The organism is Stenotrophomonas sp. SMYL41 (assembly GCF_036319965.1).
Taxonomy (GTDB): Bacteria; Pseudomonadota; Gammaproteobacteria; order Xanthomonadales; family Xanthomonadaceae; genus Stenotrophomonas; species Stenotrophomonas maltophilia_R.
Genome location: NZ_JAWIRX010000005.1, coordinates 100,192 through 117,990 on the forward strand (window position 1 = coordinate 100,192; position 17,799 = coordinate 117,990).

The window sequence follows — 17,799 nt, forward strand, 5'->3', positions numbered from 1 at the left end:
ACGGCTTTCCCCGGTGTCGGCTTTCCGACACAATCATGGCTCTTCCCGGGTTATCGTCCCGCGGACATGCACGCCTACGTCTATAAAAGCCAACTCAAGCCGGACACCTACGTCTACGTTCCCCGACGCGATGATTTCAGCACGCTGCCCGCGCCGCTGCTCACCTCGCTGGGGTCGCTCACCTTCGTCCTGGAGGTGGCCCTGGATGCCCAGCGCCGCCTGGCCCAGGCCGATCCTGAAAAGGTCCGCAGCGAAATGAGCGAACGTGGGTTCTACCTGCAGGTGCCGCCGTCGGTGGCAAGCCTGATGCCGCGGCACTATGACTGACGCCTCCCGTCCACGCGTCCTGTCGATCGCGTTCGCCGTGGGTGCCGTGCTGGCGCTGGGCGCCGCCGTGGGCGGCGTCCCGGGTGCCATCCTTGCCGCGCTGGCGCAGCCAGCGTTCGCGCTGGGTGTGTCGTGGTGGCGTCGCAGCCGCGCGCTGCTGCCGCTGAAGGTGGTCGCACGCCAGGACCTGCCCGCGCTGCTGGCGCTGTGGACCGCCGCACCGCTGCTGCTGGCGCTGCTGCTGGCCTGGCCACTGCCGGCGCTGCGCGACAGCGGCAGCCTGGCGGCGGTGCTGGGCCTGAGCGTACTGGTCAGTGCCGGCCTGCTGGCGGCCTGGCGCACCTGGCCGTTGTGGAATGACGTTGAACGCCTCGATGGCAGCCTGGCCCAGCACTGGCAGGCGCTGGCCGGGCGCGACCTGACCGCTTGGCGTGGTTTCGGTGTCGCGGCGCTGGTGATCGCGCTGGCCGCGCTGGTGGTGCTGCCGGCCTGGCCGGGCCTGTTGCCGGAAAGGGCGCGCTGGCCCGCCGCACTGGCGGTCGTGCTGCTGTCGCCTGTGCTGCACCTGTTGCTGCAGCGGGTCGCGCCGGCGCCGCTGGTGTCGCTGCGCCCCAGCTCATTGGCAGCGGCCAGCAGTGAACACGAACCGATGTTCCCCGCTGCGGCCGAAACCGCGCCGCTGGAGGCCATGGCGCCACAGGAACTGACACCGGCATTGTATGAAGCCGCCCGCCATGGCCGCATCGACCGCGCCCTGCAGCTGCTGCAGGCCGGTGCCGATCCCTATGCGCTGCCGGACCCGAACTGGCGCGACCAGCGCAGCCTGGCGGTACTGGCCGCAGTGCTGCCGGACCTGCGCCTGCTGCGCGAATTGATTGCCCGCGGTGTCGATGTGAATGGTCCGCACCGGGGCATGACCCCGCTGTTGGCCGCGACCCGCGACAGCTGGCATGGCCGCCCCGAAGCGGTGATGACCCTGCTCGCCAACGGCGCCGATTCGCGCGCGACCGACAGCGACGGCAACACCCCCCTGCACCATGCAGCCCGCAGTTCCGACCCGGGCGTGGCCGCGCTGCTGCGCGATGCCGCCGCCGAAGTCGATGCGCTGAACCGCGATGGCTGGTCGCCGCTGGCGGTGGCCTGCCAGGTGGGCAACTGGCGCCTGGCGCGCTTCCTGCTCGAACGGGGTGCGCGCAGTGAACCGGCCGAAGGCACGCCGGTGCTGCTGGCCGCCGCCGCCACCGAAGACGACGATCCGGCCGGTGTGCAGCTGCTGCTCAAGCACAAGGCACGGGCCGACGCGCGTGATCGCCAGCGTCGCAGTGCGCTGCACGAGGCGGCGCTGGCCGGCCACGTGGAGATCATCGGCGTGCTGCTGGGCGCCGGTGCCAATCTGGAGGCGCGCGATGCACTGGGTCGCACGCCGTGGCTGGAAGCGGCCCGTGCCGGCCGAGCCGCGGTGGTCGAGCACCTGTTGCCGCACAAGCCGGACCTGGCCGCGGTCGACGGCGAAGGCCGCAATGCGGTGCAGCTGGCGGCCATGGCCGAGGATGTCTCACCGCTGCTGATCAAGCGCCTGGTCGAGCTGGGCATCGCCGCCGATGCCGCCGATCCGCTCGGTCGCCGCGCGGTGGACTATGCCGCCGAAGCCGGCCGCTGGGCGATCGTCGCCCTGCTGGACCCGTCCTATCCCTTGCCGGCCGCCGTCAGTGATGGCCTGGCCGAACGCGGCGAAGCGGCCAGCGCCAGCGGCCTGCTGCCGGACCGCCCGCCGCTGACCCTGCTGCGCGAGGCACTTGGCTTCGGCAACACTGAAGGCATGGCCGCGCTGGCCAAGCTGTGCCAGCCGGAGGAACTGGGTGGCCTGCTGCTCGATCCGGAGCTGGCGCTGGAACCGCGTGCGGTCGACTGGCTGCTGGCCCACGGCGCCGATCCCTACGTGCGCGATGCCTGCGCCGACACGCCGATGTTCGCGCTGCTGTCGCGCGGCATCGATGCGGTGCCCGCGCTGCAGGTGATGCTGCAGCGTGGCCTGTCGCCAGCCGGCCGCGGCGGCCTGGCGCGGTTCCTGGCCGCCTGCGCGCAGCACGACCAGGCCGCGCGTGGCCTGGAACAGCTGGCGCTGGAACTGCTGGAGCGTGGCGCCGATCCGTTCGCCGCGTCGCCGGCCGGTGACCCGCCGTTGTCGCTGGCGGTGCGCCTGGGCTGGCTGCGCCTGCAGCTGGCCCTGCTCAAGGCCGGTGTCGATCGCGAAGCGCGCGACAGCCATGGCATGACCGCACTGCACCTGGCCACCGCGCTGGCCCGCGAAGGTGCGCTGAAGCTGCTGGTGCAGCACGGCGCCTCGCCGGAAGCACGCGCCGCCGATGGCCAGACGCCGCTGGGCGTGGCACTGTCGATCGGTCGCCGTGACCTGGCCGACTGGCTCGACTGGCGGGTGTGGCCGCTGCCGCGCCGTACCCTGCGCGAGGCCGATCTGCCGGCTGCCGCGATGGCCGGTGATGTGGACGCGGTGCGCCGCCTGATCGATCTGGGATTTGCCGTCGACGCGGTCGACGCACAGGGCTGCACCGCGCTGCTGCGTGCGGCCGGTGGCGGCCACCTGGCGGTGACCGACCTGCTGCTGGCGCGTGGCGCCGATCCGCAGCACGCCGCTGCCAGTGGTGCGACGCCATTGTCGGCGGCGGTCAGCATGCGCCAGGTGGATATCGTTTCGGCCCTGCTCGATGCCGGCGCCAAGCTGGAGCACCGCCTGCCGGGCGGCGTGACCGTGCTGATGCTGGCCTCGGCGCTGGGCCTGCCGGACATCGTCGCGCGCCTGCTCACCGCTGGTGCCGACGTGCATGCCGGTGATGCGCAGCAGCTGGGGCCGCTGCACTGTGCTGCGCTGTACGGCTTCAGTGCCCGCGACCGTTCGCGCCTGCTGGCCCTGCTCGACACCCTGCTGCTGGCCGGGGCCGAACCGGACCAGGCCGCGGCCGGTTCGGTCACGCCGCTGCTGCTGCTGCTGGGCGCCCGTGCCGAGCCGGGCACCGCCTGCGACGAGCAGGTGGTGATGGCGGCGGTAGAGCGCCTGCTGGATGAGGACGTCAGCCTGGACGTGCGCGATCCGCGCGGCTTCGGCCCGCTGCATCTGGCCGCGCTGCATGGCCTGCCGCTGCTGGTGCAGCGCCTGCTGCGCGCCGGCGCCGATCCGGAAGTGCGCGACAGCCTCAACCGCAGCCCGCGCGAGATCGCGGTGATGCGTGGTTTCATCGACGTTGCTGGCGAGTTCGAACCGCGCGTGCCGGGCGTTTCGTCGATGGCGCGGTTCCTGCGCGACAACGGCTGATCCCTGGAAATGGTGCCGGCCAGCGGCCGGCACTACCGCAATCTGTGGTGGGTGCCGACCGTTGGTCGGCACGCCTACTTGTCGTCGCTCTCCGCGTCGGCCTCGAACAGGTGCATCAGGTCGTTGCGTGCATCGCGCGAGGTCTGGATCACCGCGGCCTCGTCGTCGTAGACCAGGTACTGGTCGCGCAGCAGCTGCTCGTCGTGCTCACGGAAGCGCTGCACGTGGCGTTCGGCCACTTCAGGTGCAACACCCAATGCAGTCAGCACGCGCCCGCTCATTTCCAGGCTGGTGCCGAACACTTCGCGGAACGGTTCGGCCGACATGTCCATCAGGCGCCACGCGTGCTGGCGGTTGCGTGCACGCGCCAGCACCTTTGCGTCCGGGTACAGCCGGCGCACCATGCGCACTGCGCGAAGGTTGGTTTCCGGGTCATCCACAGTGATCACGAACACATCGATGTGCTCGCCGCCTGCTGCGCGCAGCATCTCCGGCCGGGTCGGGTCGCCGTAGTACAGCTGGTTGCCGAAGCGGCGCAGGTCGGCCACGGTGTCCGGGTTCGCCTCCAGCGCTACGAACGGCACCTTCTGCGCGGTCAGCAGGCGCGCGATCACCTGGCCGAAGCGGCCCATGCCGGCGATCAGCACCTTGGGCCGGTTGTCCGGCGCCACCTTGTCCGCCTCGGCGGCCTGGTGCGGCACCGCCTTCTCCCGGCCGAGCAGCTTGAGCAGCGCGATCATCAGCAGCGGTGTGATCGCCATCGACAGGCCGACGATCGCCACCAGCCGGTCATGGTTGGCGTTGCCCAGCAGGTGCGCGCGCTGTGCTTCGTTGAACACCACGAAGGCGAACTCGCCACCCAGCCACAGCACGCTGCCCAGCAGCAGCGACTGCCGTGACCCTAGCTTTGCAATGCGGCCAATCACGTACAGCAGGCTGAACTTGACCACCAGCAGGATCGCCACGCCGGCCGCGATCAGCCAGGGCTCGGCCGCGATGCGGTCGAGGTCGATGCCCATGCCCACCGCGATGAAGAACAGGCCCAGCAGCAGGCCCTTGAACGGCTCGATCTGCGCCTCCAGTTCGTGCCGGAACTCCGAATCGGACAGCAGCACGCCGGCCAGGAACGCGCCGAGGCTGGGGCTGAGGCCGGCCTCCTGCATGAACCAGGCGGTGCCCAGCACCACCAGCAGCGCGGTAGCGGTGAATACCTCCGGGCTGCGGGTGCGCGCGATGATGCTGAACACCTTGCGCAGCACCGGGCGCCCGCACAGGATCACCACGGCCAGCGCGCCGAGCGCGACGGCGGCGTCTTCCCAGCGCAGGGTCTCGTTCTTTACCCCGCCCAGCAGCGGGATGGCCGCCAGCAGCGGGATCGCGATCAGGTCCTGGAACAGCAGGATGGCGAAGCCCAGCCGGCCATGGTCGCTGTTGATCGCCTTGTGCTCGGACAGCAGCTGCAGGCCGACTGCGGTGGACGACAGCGCCAATGCCACGCCCACCACCAGCGCGCTCTTCCACTGGAAATGGTCGAGCAGCAGCAGGCCGCCCAGCACCAGCCCGGACAGCGCCACCTGCGCCGCACCGGCACCGAACACCGAGCGCCGCATCACCTTCAGGCGTGCTGGTGACAGCTCCAGGCCGATCACGAACAGCAGCATCACCACGCCGATCTCGGCGGCGCCAAGGATGCGGTCGGCATCCTGCACGAAGCCCAGCCCGTCCGGGCCGAGCACCACGCCGGCCGCCAGGTAGCCCAGCACTGCGCCGAAGCCGAACTTCTTGAACACCGGCACGGCGATGACCGCCGCCAGCAGCAGCACCAGGGCCAGTTCCAGACCACCGCTATGCATGGGAGTACCTGGTCATCGGGAGAGCCCGCTGTGCGTCCGTTCGGGTGGGGGAGGGCGTGGCGAACGCCACGCCACCATTATGCGCGCCGGCCTGTGTATGCACGAGAGCAACCGGCCGGGCCGGGTTTCGGCGCAGGGCTGCCGGGTTGACCTGCATGGCCCACCGGTCCAGACTGCCCGCCGCTGGCGGCGCGTCCGCCGGCACACGCATCCCGGAGTCCCCAACCCATGTCCAGCGACAGTAGAAGTCGACCTCGTTCGACGCCAGCGATGGCCACCGCCTGACATCGGGACGGTTTGCCTGCGTTGGCGTTGCGCGAGGTCGCACCCCACAAGGCAAAACCGATGAACCAGAAGCAACTGCTGCGCCCGGTGGCCGATGCCGCCGCACTGGCCGCACCGCTGGCGAACTACAACACCGCCGACGCGGTGGAATTCCTCAACACGCTGGAACTGACCCGCGCCGCGGAAACGCTGGCCGCGCTCCCGTTGCCGCGTGCAGTGAAGATGCTTGAAGCGCCGGAGCTGCACCGCAGCGGCGAGCTGGTGGCCGCGCTGCCGCCGGCGCGGGCTGCGGCTCTGCTGGGCCTGATGGCCGACGACCGCGCCACCGACATCGTCCACGAGCTGGACGAGGACGAACGCGCGCGGCTGATCCCACTGCTGGGCACCGATGCCCGCCAGGCCATCCAGAAGCTGCTCAGCTACCCGCCGAACACTGCCGGTGCGCTGATGACCACCGAGTACGTGGCGGTGCCCGCCAGCTGGACCGTGGCGCAGACCCTGCAGCACATCCGCCAGGTCGAGCGCACCCGCGAGACGGTGTACGCGATCTACGTGCTGGAGCCGGCCAGCCAGCAGCTGCAGCAGGTTGTGACCATGCGCCGGCTGATCACCGGCCTGCCCGAGGAGTCGATCCTGGACGTGGCCCAGGTCAATCCGCCGGTAACGGTGGACGCGCTGATGGACCAGGAAGAAGTGGCGCGGCTGATCCGCCGCCACGACCTGCTGGCGATCCCGGTGGTCGACGCGCAGCAGCAGATGCTCGGCATCGTTACCGTGGACGACGTGCTCGATGCGCTGATCGAAGAATCCACCGAGGACGCGCACAAGTTCGGCGGCATGGAAGCACTGGACAAGCCGTACATGCAGATCGGCTTCTTCGAGATGCTGCGCAAGCGCGCCGGCTGGCTGAGCGTGCTGTTCCTGGGCGAGATGCTGACCGCCAGCGCGATGCAGCACTACGAGGACGAACTGGCGCGTGCGGTGGTGCTGACCCTGTTCATCCCACTGATCATGAGTTCGGGCGGCAACTCCGGTTCGCAGGCCACCTCGTTGCTGATCCGCAGCCTGGCGCTGCGTGAACTGCGCCTGCGCGACTGGTGGAAGGTGGCCCTGCGCGAAGTGCCGACCGGCATGGTGCTGGGCGCCATCCTCGGCTGCCTGGCCATCGTGCGCATCGTGATCTGGCAGCTGGGTGGCCTGCATGACTACGGCGAGCACTGGATCCTGCTGGCGATCACCATCGGCGCGGCCCTGGTCGGCATCGTTACCTTCGGTTCGCTGTCCGGCTCGATGCTGCCCTTCATCCTCAAGCGGCTTGGTTTCGACCCGGCCAGCGCCTCGGCCCCGTTCGTGGCCACCCTGGTGGACGTTACCGGGCTGGTGATCTATTTCAGCATCGCCGCGATGATCCTGCACGGCACGCTGCTGTAACAAAAAGGGGACGGAGGGGATTAAGTCGTTTGTGCACAAACGACTTAATCCCCTCCGTCCCCTTTTTTGGGTACCGTAGGCGCATGAGTACCTACCACCTGCAGTCCGTGTTCCGTCCGCAGTCGGTCGCGGTGATTGGCGGCAGCCCGCGTGAGCGCTCGGCCGGGCGTGCAGTGATGCGCAACCTGCGCGGCACCGGCTTTCCCGGCAAGGTGGCGTGGGTCAATCCGCGGCATGCCGAGATCGATGGCATCCGCACGGTCAAGCGGCTGAAGGACCTGGACTGGGTGCCCGACCTGGTGGTGATCACCGCACCGGCGGCGATCGTGCCGCAGGTGGTGCGCACTGCCGCCGAGCGTGGCGTGCAGGCGGCGATCATCCTCACCGCGCACCTGGGCGAAGGCCCGGGTTCGCCGTCGGCGCAGGTCGAAGCGGTGGCCCGCAAGCATGGCCTGCGCATCCTCGGCCCGCACTGCCTGGGCGTGATCGCACCGCATGCGCGGCTCAACGCGAGCATCGCCGCGCACTTCCCGCAGGCTGGCGACCTCGCGCTGATCTCCGAATCCTCGGCCATTGCCGCTGCGCTGGTGGAATGGGGCGTGGCGCGCTCGGTCGGCTTCTCCGCCGTGGTCTCGCTGGGCGACACGATGGACGTCGACTTCGGTGACCTGCTCGACTACTTCGCCACCGATTACCGCACCCGCGCCATCCTGCTCTACGTCGAGCAGATCAAGGACGCGCGCAAGTTCATGTCGGCCGCCCGTGCCGCCGCACGCGCCAAGCCGGTGGTGGTGGTGAAGTCCGGCCGCGCCGAACGCGTGCAGCCAGGCAGCCGCGATACCCATGTGCAGGCCCTGGCCCGCGCCGACGATGTGTACGGGGCGGCCTTCAACCGCGCCGGCCTGCTGCGCGTGGGGGCGCTGGACGAGCTGTTCACCGCCGCCGAGTCACTGGGCCGGCTGGGCACCTTCCCCGGTCGCCGCCTGGCCATCCTCAGCAACGGTGGCGGTGTCGGCCGCCTTGCCGTGGACCAACTCATCGCATTGCGTGGCACGCTGGCCAATCTGTCCGACAGCACCATCGAGAAGCTCGACGCGGCGTTGCCGCAGGGCTGGTCGCGCAGCAATCCGGTCGACATCGTGGTCGACGCCGATGGTGACCGCTACGCCGCGGCCATCGAAGCGCTGCTGGCCGACAATGAGAATGACGCGGTGATGGTGGTCAACGTGCCGACCGCGTTCACCTCATCGGCGGACGCCGCGCAGGCGCTCACCCGCACGCTCGGCCTGCGCCCGCGCCATCATCGCGACAAGCCGGTGTTTGCGGTGTGGCTGGGCAACGACGACCAGGCTACCGCCACGCTCAACGCAGCACGGGTGCCGACCTACCCGACCGAGGCCGAGGCCGTACGTGGCTTCCAGCACCTGGTGCGCTATCGCGAAGCGCAGAACGCCTTGATGGAAACGCCGCCCAGCCTGCCGCAGGACTTCAGCGTCGACACAGCCGCCGCACGCACGCTGGTCGATGCCGCACTGGCCAACGGCCAGCAGTGGCTGGACCCGCTGGCCACCCATGAACTGCTCAAGGCCTATGGCATTCCCTCCGCGCCGGTGATGCACGCGCGCGATGCGCACGAGGCGATGGACCTGGCGCAGCCGCTGCTGGAACGCGGTGCCACGGTTGCTCTGAAGATTCTCTCGCCGGATATTCCGCACAAGTCGGAAGTGGATGGCGTGCGCCTGAACCTGTCCACGCTGCCGGCGGTGCAGAGCGCGGCCAACGCGATCCTGTCGCGCGCACGCCAGCTGCGGCCGGATGCGCGCATCGATGGCCTGCTGGTACAGCCGACCATCGTCCGCCCGAAGGCGCGCGAACTGATCGTCGGCATCGCCGATGACGCGACGTTCGGCCCGGTGATCGTGGTCGGCCGTGGCGGTACTGCCGTCGAAGTGATCAATGACAAGGCGTTGGCGCTGCCGCCGCTGGATCTACGCTTGGCTCACGAGTTGATCGGCCAGACCCGGGCCTCGCGCATCCTCAAGGCCTACGGCGATGTGCCCGCCGCCGATGAGCGCGCACTGGCGCTGGCGCTGGTCAAGCTGGCGCAGTTGGCCGCCGACATTCCCGAAGTGCGTACGCTGGACATCAATCCGCTGCTGGTCGACGGCAAGGGCATCCTCGCCCTCGACGCACGCGTGGCGGTGGCGCCGTCGCGCATCCTGCACAAGGGCCGCGGCCACCCACGCTTCTCGGTGTTCCCGTACCCGAAGGAGTGGGAGCGCACCATCGAACTGTCCGATGGCGGCCGTGCCTTCGTGCGCCCGGTGCGGCCGGAAGACGACGCACTGTTCCGTGCGTTCTTCGCCCGTGTCAGCGACGAGGACCTGCGCCTGCGCTTCTTCCAGTCGGTGAAGCACTTCAGCCACGAGTTCATCGCGCGCCTGACCCAGCTCGACTACGCACGCTCGATCGCACTGGTGGCGATCGAGCCACGCAGCGGGGAAATGCTGGGCGCAGTGCGCCTGCACGCCGACGCGGACTACCACCGTGGCGAGTACGGCATCCTGATCCGCTCGGACCTGAAGGGCCACGGCATCGGTTGGCGCCTGATGGCGATCATGATCGAGTATGCCAAGTGGCTGGGCCTGGACGTGGTCGAAGGCCAGGTGCTGCGCGAGAACAGCACCATGCTGGCGATGTGCCAGAGCCTGGGCTTCAAGACGAAGCTGGACCCGGACGACCCGACGGTGATGATGGTGACCCTGCCGGTGCAGCAGGTCGAGGTTCCTGAAGTGCCGCCGGCGGCGTGATCCGCGCTCGGCGGTGCACCGGACCTACCGCATTGGTTCCACCACCACCGCCGTGCCATAGCACAGCACCTCGGTCAGCCCGGTCATCACATCGGTGGCGTCGTAGCGCATGCCGATGATCGCGTTGGCACCCAGCTGCCGCGCATGCTTGACCATGTCGCGGTAGGTTTCCTCGCGGGCCTGTTCGCACAGCTCGGTGTAGATGGTGATGTTGCCGCCGAAGATCGTCTGGATGCCGCCCAGGAAGTTGCCGACGATCGAACGCGAGCGCACGGTGATGCCGCGTACCACACCGAGGTTGCGCACGACGCGGTGCCCGGGCAGCTCGAAGGCGGTGGTGACCAGCGCATCGTCGAAGCGCAGTGCCGGCGGAGAAGAGGTGCCGCTGTTGTAGGGGTCTGCCATGGTCGCGTCCGTGTTGTAGGGTCGAGCTTGCCTGACTCTACAACGCAACCGCCCGTTGCGGCATGGTTCCGTCACCGCGCTGGCGCGACAATACCCCCATGACCGACCGTATTCCCCTGTTGATGCTGCCCGGCCTGCTCAACGACGCCGAGCTGTGGCGCGCGCAGCTGGCCGACCTGGCCGATATCGCCGACTGCAACGTGGGCGACCAGACCCGTGGCGAGACCCTGCAGGCGGTGGCCGAAGACGTGCTGGCGCAGGCACCGGAGCGCTTTGCGCTGGCTGGTTTCTCGCTTGGAGGTTTCGTGGCCCAGCAGATCCTGCGCATCGCGCCGGAGCGGGTGCTGCAGCTGGCGCTGATCGACACCTCGATCCACGCCGACTCACCCGAGCGGGCCGAGCAGCGCCGCAGCCAACGTGCCAGCGTGCGCCTGCCGGGGAAATTCCACGGCTTCGGTGATGTGCTGATGCGCAGCTACATCGATGCTTCGCGGCTGGATGACTACGTGCTGGTGCAGCGTGTGCGCGACATGACCGCCCGCCTGGGCGCGGACGTGTTCCTGCGCCAGAGCGCGCTGGAACGCCGCGATGGCCATGATGTGCTGGCCGGCTACCGCGATCCGCTGCTGATCGTGTGCGGCGCGAACGATCGCATCACGCCGCTGGCGGTGAGCGAGGAAATGCACGCGTTGGTGCCGCACTCGCAGCTGGTGGTGGTGCCTGATTGCGGGCACCTGGCACCGATGGAAAAACCGGACGAGGTCAGTGCGGCGATGCGCGGGTGGTTGCTGCAGAAGTGACTGCATCCGGTCCAGCCGGCGCCTGGTTCCAGCCCATCCAGTTGTAGAGGTGGTAGCGCAGAACGCCGATACGCTCATGCAGCATCACTTCCACCAGCAGTAGATTGAATGTGGAGGGCAACCACCCACGGGTGGCACGGAGGTGGTCACTGGGCAGGCCCTCGGCCCCGACGCCGAAGTGACGGAAGTAGATCAGGCTCCGCGTGAGATGCAGGCCTGAGGTCACCAGCACCACTCGCGAGCTGTTGCGCCCGATGATCGCACTGCTGTTTCTGGCGTTCTGCCAGGTGTTGCTGCTGGCACGCTCGCGGACAATCTTCTCGGTGGGCACGCCCAGGGCAATCAGTTCCCTTGCGTAGACATCGGCCTCAGCGGCATCGCCCGTGGCAGTGACGCCTCCGCTGGCAAGCACGGTACAGACTTCCCCCGTGCGGTCGCATTTGTGGTAACGCTGTGCAGCCCTCATCAGGCGGCTATAACCGGCCAGCCCGGGCCTGGGGCCACGGGCATCGTGATCGATGCCAGCACCCAGCACTACGATCACAGTGCGCGGATGGAGCGCATGTTCAGTGACAAGCGGCGTGTCCTGCGCACGGTCCAGCAGCCATTGCGTGATGGGCGTGCTGGCGCTGGCTGCAATGGCCAGCGGAAGCGTCGCCAGGAGAGCGGCACTGCGCAGGCGTCGTTTCAGGACCAGCGCGCCGCATGAAAGCAGCAGGAGAAGTGTCAATGTCAGCATGGTGGTCCATAGGGTAAGTTTGAAAGGATTCCGATGGCATGGAGAGATCGTTGCCTACATGCTGGATGCCATGGACCTGAAGCGACTTTCACTCCCGACCCGATGTGCTGTCATCGTAGGCGGAATCATGCTCGCGATTGCCGCAGGGTATCTGCTGGGTGGCGGCTTCCCGCAGTTCTTCGTACAGATCCATCAGCGGATGCAGTAGCTCGTGAGTCCTGCATGCTGACGCCTGAAGTCTAATGGTCAGGCGCAACCGGGCGCTGGAGTGGGCTCGTTCAGGTGTTGAATGCGACAGACGGGGGAAGGCAATGCAAGGCTTGAATTCACGGGTTGGGCTGAACCCGGGGTCGCGCGCCATGGAACGACCCGAGCTCGGAGAGGGCTCGATGCTCTGTCTCATTGCGGCAACGTCACCTCACCACTTGCCATCATTCACCGCGGCGTTGGACGGGGCGATCTCGCAATGGATGAGCAAGGCAAAGGAAGAGTCCTTCGGTGGCATGGAGCAGGAGCTGGCGCGCCTGCATGCCCTGAAGAGTGTTACCTCGGCGTTGGGCAGCGCCGGGGTTGCACAAGCCTGCGACGCGCTGAGTGACTGTCTCCGCTCGGGTACAGAAGCGTGCGCTGTGCGGCGGCGGGCATGCGCGTTGGCGCTGTCTGCGCAGCGTCTTCTGCATCGTGCGACGACGCATTTCCTGATGGAAGGGGGCTGACGTGAACGAGCCCCGTGTGTCCTCGCAGGCCTTTGCACCGGCAGCGTTGCTGCAGGCAGCCCGTGCGCTGGAGATGCACCGCCTGGCTTGGCTTCTGTCGTGCCTGCAGGAGCCACGCGCCAGCGGATTCCGGGTGCTGCTGCAGGCACTGGTGGTGCTGTGGTGCTGGCTGTGGGTGGATGGTCCGCAGCCGGTTCTGGCCAATGAGGCGGCCCGCGTGTTGCCGGAGGCCGTTGCACTGCTTGTGGTATCCGTGACATGGGCACTCCTTGCAAGGCTCTGCATGGAGCGCTGGCACCGCTGGTGCGATGGGGTAGGCCTCCTGCTCAGCCTGGCAATGGTTGCGATCCAGGTGGACGCGGCGTTCATCCTGCTGATGACGCTCAATGCAGCCCTGCCTTTCCTCGTGATCTCCGCCACCGCGGTGTATGGCCGCAGGGCAATTGCTCCCGCGATCGCATCGACTGCGCTGGCATTGTTGTGGGCCGCGCCTGAAGGCTATTGGGTCTCTCGACCCGCCTACCTGGCCTACGCGCTGGCATTGACGATCCTGTTGCCGTTGGTAGTAGCGTCGCTGGTAGCGGCGATGCGTGACATAGCGCTGCGCGCCATTGCTTCGCGTGAGGCGCAGGGCCGATTCGTCAGTACGATGAGCCACGAGCTTCGGACGCCGCTGAACGCCATCATCAGTGGGATCCAACTGCTGGAGGTGGGTACGGTGGGTACGGCCCAACGGCATGCACTGGCGACGGTCGCAAGACAGGCGCAGGCGCTCAGGCACCGCATCGATGATGTACTGGACGTAGCCAGCATCGATGGTGGTCGGTTGCGGTTGCGGCTTCATCCTTGTTCGCTGCGGTCGCTCATTGAAGGCGTGCAGGCAACCTGCATGCCCGCGGCCGCCGACAAGGGCGTACTTCTGCAGATGGATGGGAGCGAGCCAGATGTATGGATGCTGGCAGACGGCGGCCGTATCGAACAGGTGGTGACCAATCTTGTCTGCAACGCCATCAAGTTCAGCCCGATGGCGGGCGAGGTGTGGGTATCCATTGATGCCGTCCCATCGGGCGACGACTGGCAGCTTCAGATCGAGGTCTGCGATTCCGGCACGGGGATCGATGGCGCGGATCTGGAGATGATCTTCTCGCCATTCGTACAGCTCAGCCAGGGCGAGGCACGCTGCGAGCAGGGTGTCGGGCTGGGGCTGTACATCGTGCGGCTGATTTCCGATGCCATGGGTGGAACGATCAGCGTGGGCCGCAGTGAAGCAGGCGGTGCCTCGTTCGTGTGGCGCTTCACGGTGGCCTCCACCTCGGAGGTGGACCCTCTTCCTTCCCTTGAACAGCTTCTTCAGTCACACGCAGCGTCGGTTCGATCGCTGCACTGCCTGCTGTTCGAGGATGTGGAAACCAACCGTGACGTGGTGGAACGCCTGCTGCAGAGCGCCGGCCATCGCCTGAGCTCCCGCCATGATGGCCACGATGCGCGGGAAGTGATCAAGGCACTCGGGCCCGATGTGGTGCTGCTGGATCTGCACATGCCGGGCTGCAGCGGATGGGAGGTGCTGGAGTCGGTGGCCAGGGGCCCCGGCGCGCCACCGGTTCTTGTAATGAGCGCGGATACGCGGGTACAGGTGATTGAAAGAGCCCGTGCGCTGGGGGCTGCCGGTTTTCTATGCAAGCCACTGGATATCCACGACGTGCTGGACATGTTGCGCGGTGTTGCAGGACGCGGTGGTTCGGGTGCAACTGTGCAGGACCAGGCTCCAACCATTCCGGCGGCGGGGCGCTTCCGGTAGGTGCCGACCTTGGTCGGCACGATGTTTCATCGATCGATCAGACGTCTGCGCCGACCAAGGCCGGCGCCTACCAGGGCCGTTGCGCGCCGTCGTTGGAATCAATCCCAGGCCGGGGCGATGCCTTCCGGGTTGGCCAGGCGGTGGCCGCGGTCGAGCCTGGCGATCTGTGCCAGGTCTTCGTCGGTCAGGCGGATCGCCGCCGCTTCCAGGTTGCTGGACAGGTTCTCGCGCTTGGTCGATGACGGGATCACCGAGAAGCCCTGCTGCAGCGCCCAGGCCAGCGCGATCTGCGCCGGGGTGGCCTGGTGGCGGCCGGCAATAGCCTGGATCACCGGGTCCTTGATCACCTCGCCATAGGCCAGGCTCATGTAGGCGGTGACGTGGATGCCGTTGTCCTGCAGGAACTTCACCAGCAGGCGGTTCTGCAGGTAGGGGTGGACTTCGATCTGATTGGTGGCGATGGCATCGGCACCGAGGATGCCGATCGCCTTGCGGGTCTGCGCGACGGTGAAGTTGGAAATGCCGATCTCACGGGTCAGGCCCTGCGCCTTGGCTTCGGCCAGTGCGGCCAGGTACTCCTCCATCGGCACGTCGACCTTGTCGTTCGGCGAAGGCCAGTGGATCAGCGCCAGATCCACCTGGTCGGTGCGGAGCTTTTCCAGGCTGGTGCGCAGGCTGGCCAGCAGCGCATCGCGCTTGAACTCGGTGATCCAGACCTTGGTGGTCAGGTAGATCTCATCGCGCGGCACGCCGGAGTCGGCGATGGCCTGGCCAACGTCGGCTTCGTTGCCGTAGATCTGCGCGGTATCGATGGCGCGGTAGCCGACCGACAGCGCGTTGCGCACGGAGTCGATCACGGTCTGGTCTTTCAGGCGGAAGGTGCCGAGACCGAGGGCGGGGACAGTCATGGGGGCTCCAGCAGAAGGGGAGGGAGGCGGGAACATCCGGCAAAGGGTAGGCCAGTGGCCGCGTGCATGCCGGCAACGGTGCATTGCATCACCGTATACGCACGGATTCCTGCCACCGCCCGACCAACGGTCGGGCGCCACCCATGCGGCGTGGGACGCTGCCGGCCAGCGTCCGGCACGACCGCTATGGTGGGTGCGGACCGTTGGTCCGCACGGATCCGGCTGCCGGCCGCTGGCCGGCAACCGGATCAATCAGGCCGCGCGTGCCTGCTCGCCCTTCACCGCCGCCGTGGTCGACAGATCGAACACATCGACGGCATCGATCAGGCGGTTGGCCTGCTGCTCCAGGCTGCGCGCCGCGGCGCTGGCCTCTTCCACCAGTGCAGCGTTCTGCTGGGTGGTGCCATCCATCTGGATCACGGTCTGGCTGACCTGTTCAATGCCCGCGCTCTGTTCCTGCGAGGCGGCGGAGATCTCGGCCATGATGTCGGTCACGCGCTGCACCGATGCAACGATCTCGGCCATGGTGTCGCCCGCCTCGCGCACGCGCTGCGCGCCGTGACCGACCTGTTCCACCGAGGCTTCGATCAGTGACTTGATCTCCTTCGCGGCCGCCGCCGAGCGCTGTGCCAGCGTGCGCACTTCACTGGCGACCACCGCGAAGCCGCGGCCCTGTTCACCGGCGCGCGCCGCTTCCACCGCGGCATTCAGCGCCAAGATGTTGGTCTGGAACGCGATGCCATCGATCACGCTGATGATCTCGGCGATCTGCCGCGACGAGGTTTCGATTGCGCCCATCGTCGCCACCACCTGGCCGACCACGCTGCCACCGTGCGAGGCGACCGTATGCGCGCCGATCGCCAGCTGGTTGGCCTGGCGCGCATGCTCGGCGTTCTGGCGCACGGTGGAGGTCAGCTCCTCCATCGACGCCGCCGTCTCTTCCAGGTTGGCGGCCTGCTGTTCGGTGCGGCGCGACAGATCATTATTGCCGGCGGCGATCTCCGCAGCGGCGGTGTGGATGCTGCCGGAGGCGTGCTTGATGTCGGTGACGATGGTCGCCAGCTGCGCGGCGGTGGTATTGGCGTCGCCGGCGATACGCGCGAACACGCCCTGGAAATCCCCGTGCATGCGCGCGCCGAGGCGTCCATCGGCGATCGCGCGCAGCATGCTGGAGACCTCGCCCAGGTTCAGCTCGGTGGTCTGCATCAGGCGGTTCAGGCCCTCGACCATCGCGCGGAAATCATGCTCGAAGCGGGCACTGTCGCCGCGCTGGCTGAAGTCACCGGCGGCCGCCGCTTCAGCCAGGCGGCGGATCTCGCCGTTGATCGCGCCGAGGTTGTGCTTGACCGCGTCCAGCGCTTCGGTGATCACCGCCTTCTCGCCGGGCAGGCGCTCCATGTCCTGGCTGAGGTCGCCGACGGCGTAACGGCCCATGATCGAGATCGCGCGCATCTTGACCTGGATGTGCGCGTCGACCAGCGTGTTGCAGTCGGCCACCATGGTGCCGAACGCGCCGGGGAAGGCACCGGCGTCCATGCGATGGCTGATGGTGCCGGCTTCGTGCGCCTGCGCCATCGCGGTCTGTGCATCCAGCACGCCGCGCAGCGTGGATTGCACCGCCTGCATGGCCTGCGCGAGGCGACCGATCTCGTCGCGGCTGCGCACCTGCACCACGTGCTGCAGATCACCGGCGGCCACTGCACGCGCAGCGGCTTCCACTGCCAGCACCGGCTGCACCACCGCACGCCGCAGCCACCAGGCCAGGCCCATCAGCAGAAGAACGGCGGCCAGCACGGTCAGTGCCGCACACAGCAGCAGGGTCTGCCGCGCCTGCTGCGAGCGCGCTGCCAGCGCCGCTTCGGCCACCTGCGTGGCGTGCGTGCTCAGCGCATCCAGTGCCGCCGCCACCGGGCGATCCTTGCCGCGCACGAGGATGTCGCCGGCGGCGGGATCGTAGCTGGCCTCGGCAAACGCCTGCAGCGCCGCGTGGTAGTCCTGCTGCAGCTGCGCGTGCAGGCCGATGAACGCCTGCGCCAGTTCGCGCGTGCGCGTGTCCGGGCTGGTCACCAGGCCCTTGGCCAGTTGCTCGACCAGACGACCTTCGCTGTCGAAGGCATCCAGGTGACGCTTGCGCAGGGCATCGTCGTGGCCGCGCAGCAGCACGTTCTTCCATTCCTGCACCTGGCCGCGGAATTCACGCTGCAGGCGTTCGGCATCGCGGCTGTGCGCGACCTCGGGTGGAACCTCGGTGGACACCTTCAACCAGGCGAAGGCCAGGCCTGCCAGGGCGCACAGCAGGACCACGGCCAGACCAACAGAAACCGCGCCGAGCAGCTTGGACTGCAGGCGCGGAGCACGGACAGACGCATTCATGGGGAAGCACTCTCGGGAAGGGG

At 68.1% G+C, this 17,799-nt stretch carries 12 protein-coding genes; 7 read left to right on the forward strand and 5 right to left on the reverse strand.

The features are described from left to right. Positions 1 to 66 precede the first annotated feature (66 nt). Together V3B30_RS07820 and V3B30_RS07825 are read left to right on the forward strand one after the other, a co-directional pair. The gene (locus V3B30_RS07820) at positions 67 to 327 is read left to right on the forward strand and encodes a YcgL domain-containing protein (protein ID WP_100474666.1); all 261 of its coding nucleotides are present in this window, start codon (positions 67 to 69) and stop codon (positions 325 to 327) included. Next, a complete protein-coding gene (locus V3B30_RS07825) occupies positions 320 to 3,658 on the forward strand; it encodes an ankyrin repeat domain-containing protein (protein WP_262084229.1) in 3,339 nt (1,112 codons plus the stop codon). The genes V3B30_RS07820 and V3B30_RS07825 overlap by 8 nt, the downstream gene beginning before the upstream one ends. Before the next feature lie 74 nt (positions 3,659 to 3,732). Here V3B30_RS07825 and V3B30_RS07830 read toward each other — a convergent pair whose 3' ends face one another. Continuing rightward, positions 3,733 to 5,511, reverse strand: a complete 1,779-nt coding sequence (locus V3B30_RS07830; protein WP_100474660.1) for a monovalent cation:proton antiporter-2 (CPA2) family protein — start codon at positions 5,509 to 5,511, stop codon at positions 3,733 to 3,735. A 345-nt stretch (positions 5,512 to 5,856) separates the two neighbouring features. On the opposite strand from V3B30_RS07830, the gene mgtE reads away from it, so the two are divergent. Both mgtE and V3B30_RS07840 read left to right on the forward strand, forming a co-directional pair. Continuing rightward, positions 5,857 to 7,227, forward strand: a complete 1,371-nt coding sequence (mgtE, locus tag V3B30_RS07835) for a magnesium transporter (RefSeq protein ID WP_262084230.1) — start codon at positions 5,857 to 5,859, stop codon at positions 7,225 to 7,227. An 83-nt stretch (positions 7,228 to 7,310) separates the two neighbouring features. Continuing rightward, a complete protein-coding gene (locus V3B30_RS07840) occupies positions 7,311 to 10,037 on the forward strand; it encodes a bifunctional acetate--CoA ligase family protein/GNAT family N-acetyltransferase (protein WP_100474651.1) in 2,727 nt (908 codons plus the stop codon). A gap of 24 nt (positions 10,038 to 10,061) precedes the next feature. Here the strand turns inward: V3B30_RS07840 and V3B30_RS07845 are convergent, their stop codons facing one another. Beyond that, positions 10,062 to 10,442 carry a YbjQ family protein gene (locus tag V3B30_RS07845; RefSeq protein WP_100474648.1) on the reverse strand — a complete coding sequence of 127 codons (381 nt, stop codon included), beginning with the start codon at positions 10,440 to 10,442 and terminating at the stop codon, positions 10,062 to 10,064. Between the two features lie 98 nt (positions 10,443 to 10,540). Between V3B30_RS07845 and V3B30_RS07850 the strand changes: the two genes are divergently transcribed. After that, positions 10,541 to 11,242 (forward strand): alpha/beta hydrolase, encoded by a 702-nt coding sequence (locus V3B30_RS07850; RefSeq protein ID WP_262084231.1) that lies wholly within the window; start codon positions 10,541 to 10,543, stop codon positions 11,240 to 11,242. Here the strand turns inward: V3B30_RS07850 and V3B30_RS07855 are convergent. Continuing rightward, complete coding sequence (locus V3B30_RS07855) at positions 11,205 to 11,981, reverse strand: YdcF family protein (protein ID WP_262084232.1); 777 nt, start codon at positions 11,979 to 11,981, stop codon at positions 11,205 to 11,207. The genes V3B30_RS07850 and V3B30_RS07855 overlap by 38 nt on opposite strands. 359 nt (positions 11,982 to 12,340) lie before the next feature. Here V3B30_RS07855 and V3B30_RS07860 point away from each other — a divergent pair, with 359 nt between their 5' ends. Further along, positions 12,341 to 12,697, forward strand: coding sequence for a hypothetical protein (locus tag V3B30_RS07860; protein WP_238381636.1), 357 nt, complete (start codon positions 12,341 to 12,343; stop codon positions 12,695 to 12,697). A gap of 1 nt (position 12,698) precedes the next feature. Continuing rightward, complete coding sequence (locus V3B30_RS07865; RefSeq protein WP_262084233.1) at positions 12,699 to 14,495, forward strand: ATP-binding protein; 1,797 nt, start codon at positions 12,699 to 12,701, stop codon at positions 14,493 to 14,495. A 98-nt stretch (positions 14,496 to 14,593) separates the two neighbouring features. Here the strand turns inward: V3B30_RS07865 and dkgB are convergent, their stop codons facing one another. Both dkgB and V3B30_RS07875 read right to left on the reverse strand, forming a co-directional pair. Then, on the reverse strand, positions 14,594 to 15,403 hold the full coding sequence (gene dkgB, locus V3B30_RS07870; RefSeq protein ID WP_262084234.1) for a 2,5-didehydrogluconate reductase DkgB: 810 nt from the start codon (positions 15,401 to 15,403) through the stop codon (positions 14,594 to 14,596). Positions 15,404 to 15,655: 252 nt separating this feature from the next. Continuing rightward, on the reverse strand, positions 15,656 to 17,776 hold the full coding sequence (locus tag V3B30_RS07875) for a methyl-accepting chemotaxis protein (RefSeq protein WP_262084235.1): 2,121 nt from the start codon (positions 17,774 to 17,776) through the stop codon (positions 15,656 to 15,658). Between the last annotated feature and the right edge of the window lie 23 nt (positions 17,777 to 17,799).

Coding starts and splice junctions, on each gene's coding strand:
- V3B30_RS07820 (WP_100474666.1), top strand. CDS start 67: ATGCACGCCTACGTCTATAAAAGCCAACTCAAGCCGGACACCTACGTC.
- V3B30_RS07825 (WP_262084229.1), top strand. CDS start 320: ATGACTGACGCCTCCCGTCCACGCGTCCTGTCGATCGCGTTCGCCGTG.
- V3B30_RS07830 (WP_100474660.1), bottom strand. CDS start 5,511: ATGCATAGCGGTGGTCTGGAACTGGCCCTGGTGCTGCTGCTGGCGGCG.
- mgtE (WP_262084230.1), top strand. CDS start 5,857: ATGAACCAGAAGCAACTGCTGCGCCCGGTGGCCGATGCCGCCGCACTG.
- V3B30_RS07840 (WP_100474651.1), top strand. CDS start 7,311: ATGAGTACCTACCACCTGCAGTCCGTGTTCCGTCCGCAGTCGGTCGCG.
- V3B30_RS07845 (WP_100474648.1), bottom strand. CDS start 10,442: ATGGCAGACCCCTACAACAGCGGCACCTCTTCTCCGCCGGCACTGCGC.
- V3B30_RS07850 (WP_262084231.1), top strand. CDS start 10,541: ATGACCGACCGTATTCCCCTGTTGATGCTGCCCGGCCTGCTCAACGAC.
- V3B30_RS07855 (WP_262084232.1), bottom strand. CDS start 11,981: ATGCTGACATTGACACTTCTCCTGCTGCTTTCATGCGGCGCGCTGGTC.
- V3B30_RS07860 (WP_238381636.1), top strand. CDS start 12,341: ATGGAACGACCCGAGCTCGGAGAGGGCTCGATGCTCTGTCTCATTGCG.
- dkgB (WP_262084234.1), bottom strand. CDS start 15,403: ATGACTGTCCCCGCCCTCGGTCTCGGCACCTTCCGCCTGAAAGACCAG.
- V3B30_RS07875 (WP_262084235.1), bottom strand. CDS start 17,776: ATGAATGCGTCTGTCCGTGCTCCGCGCCTGCAGTCCAAGCTGCTCGGC.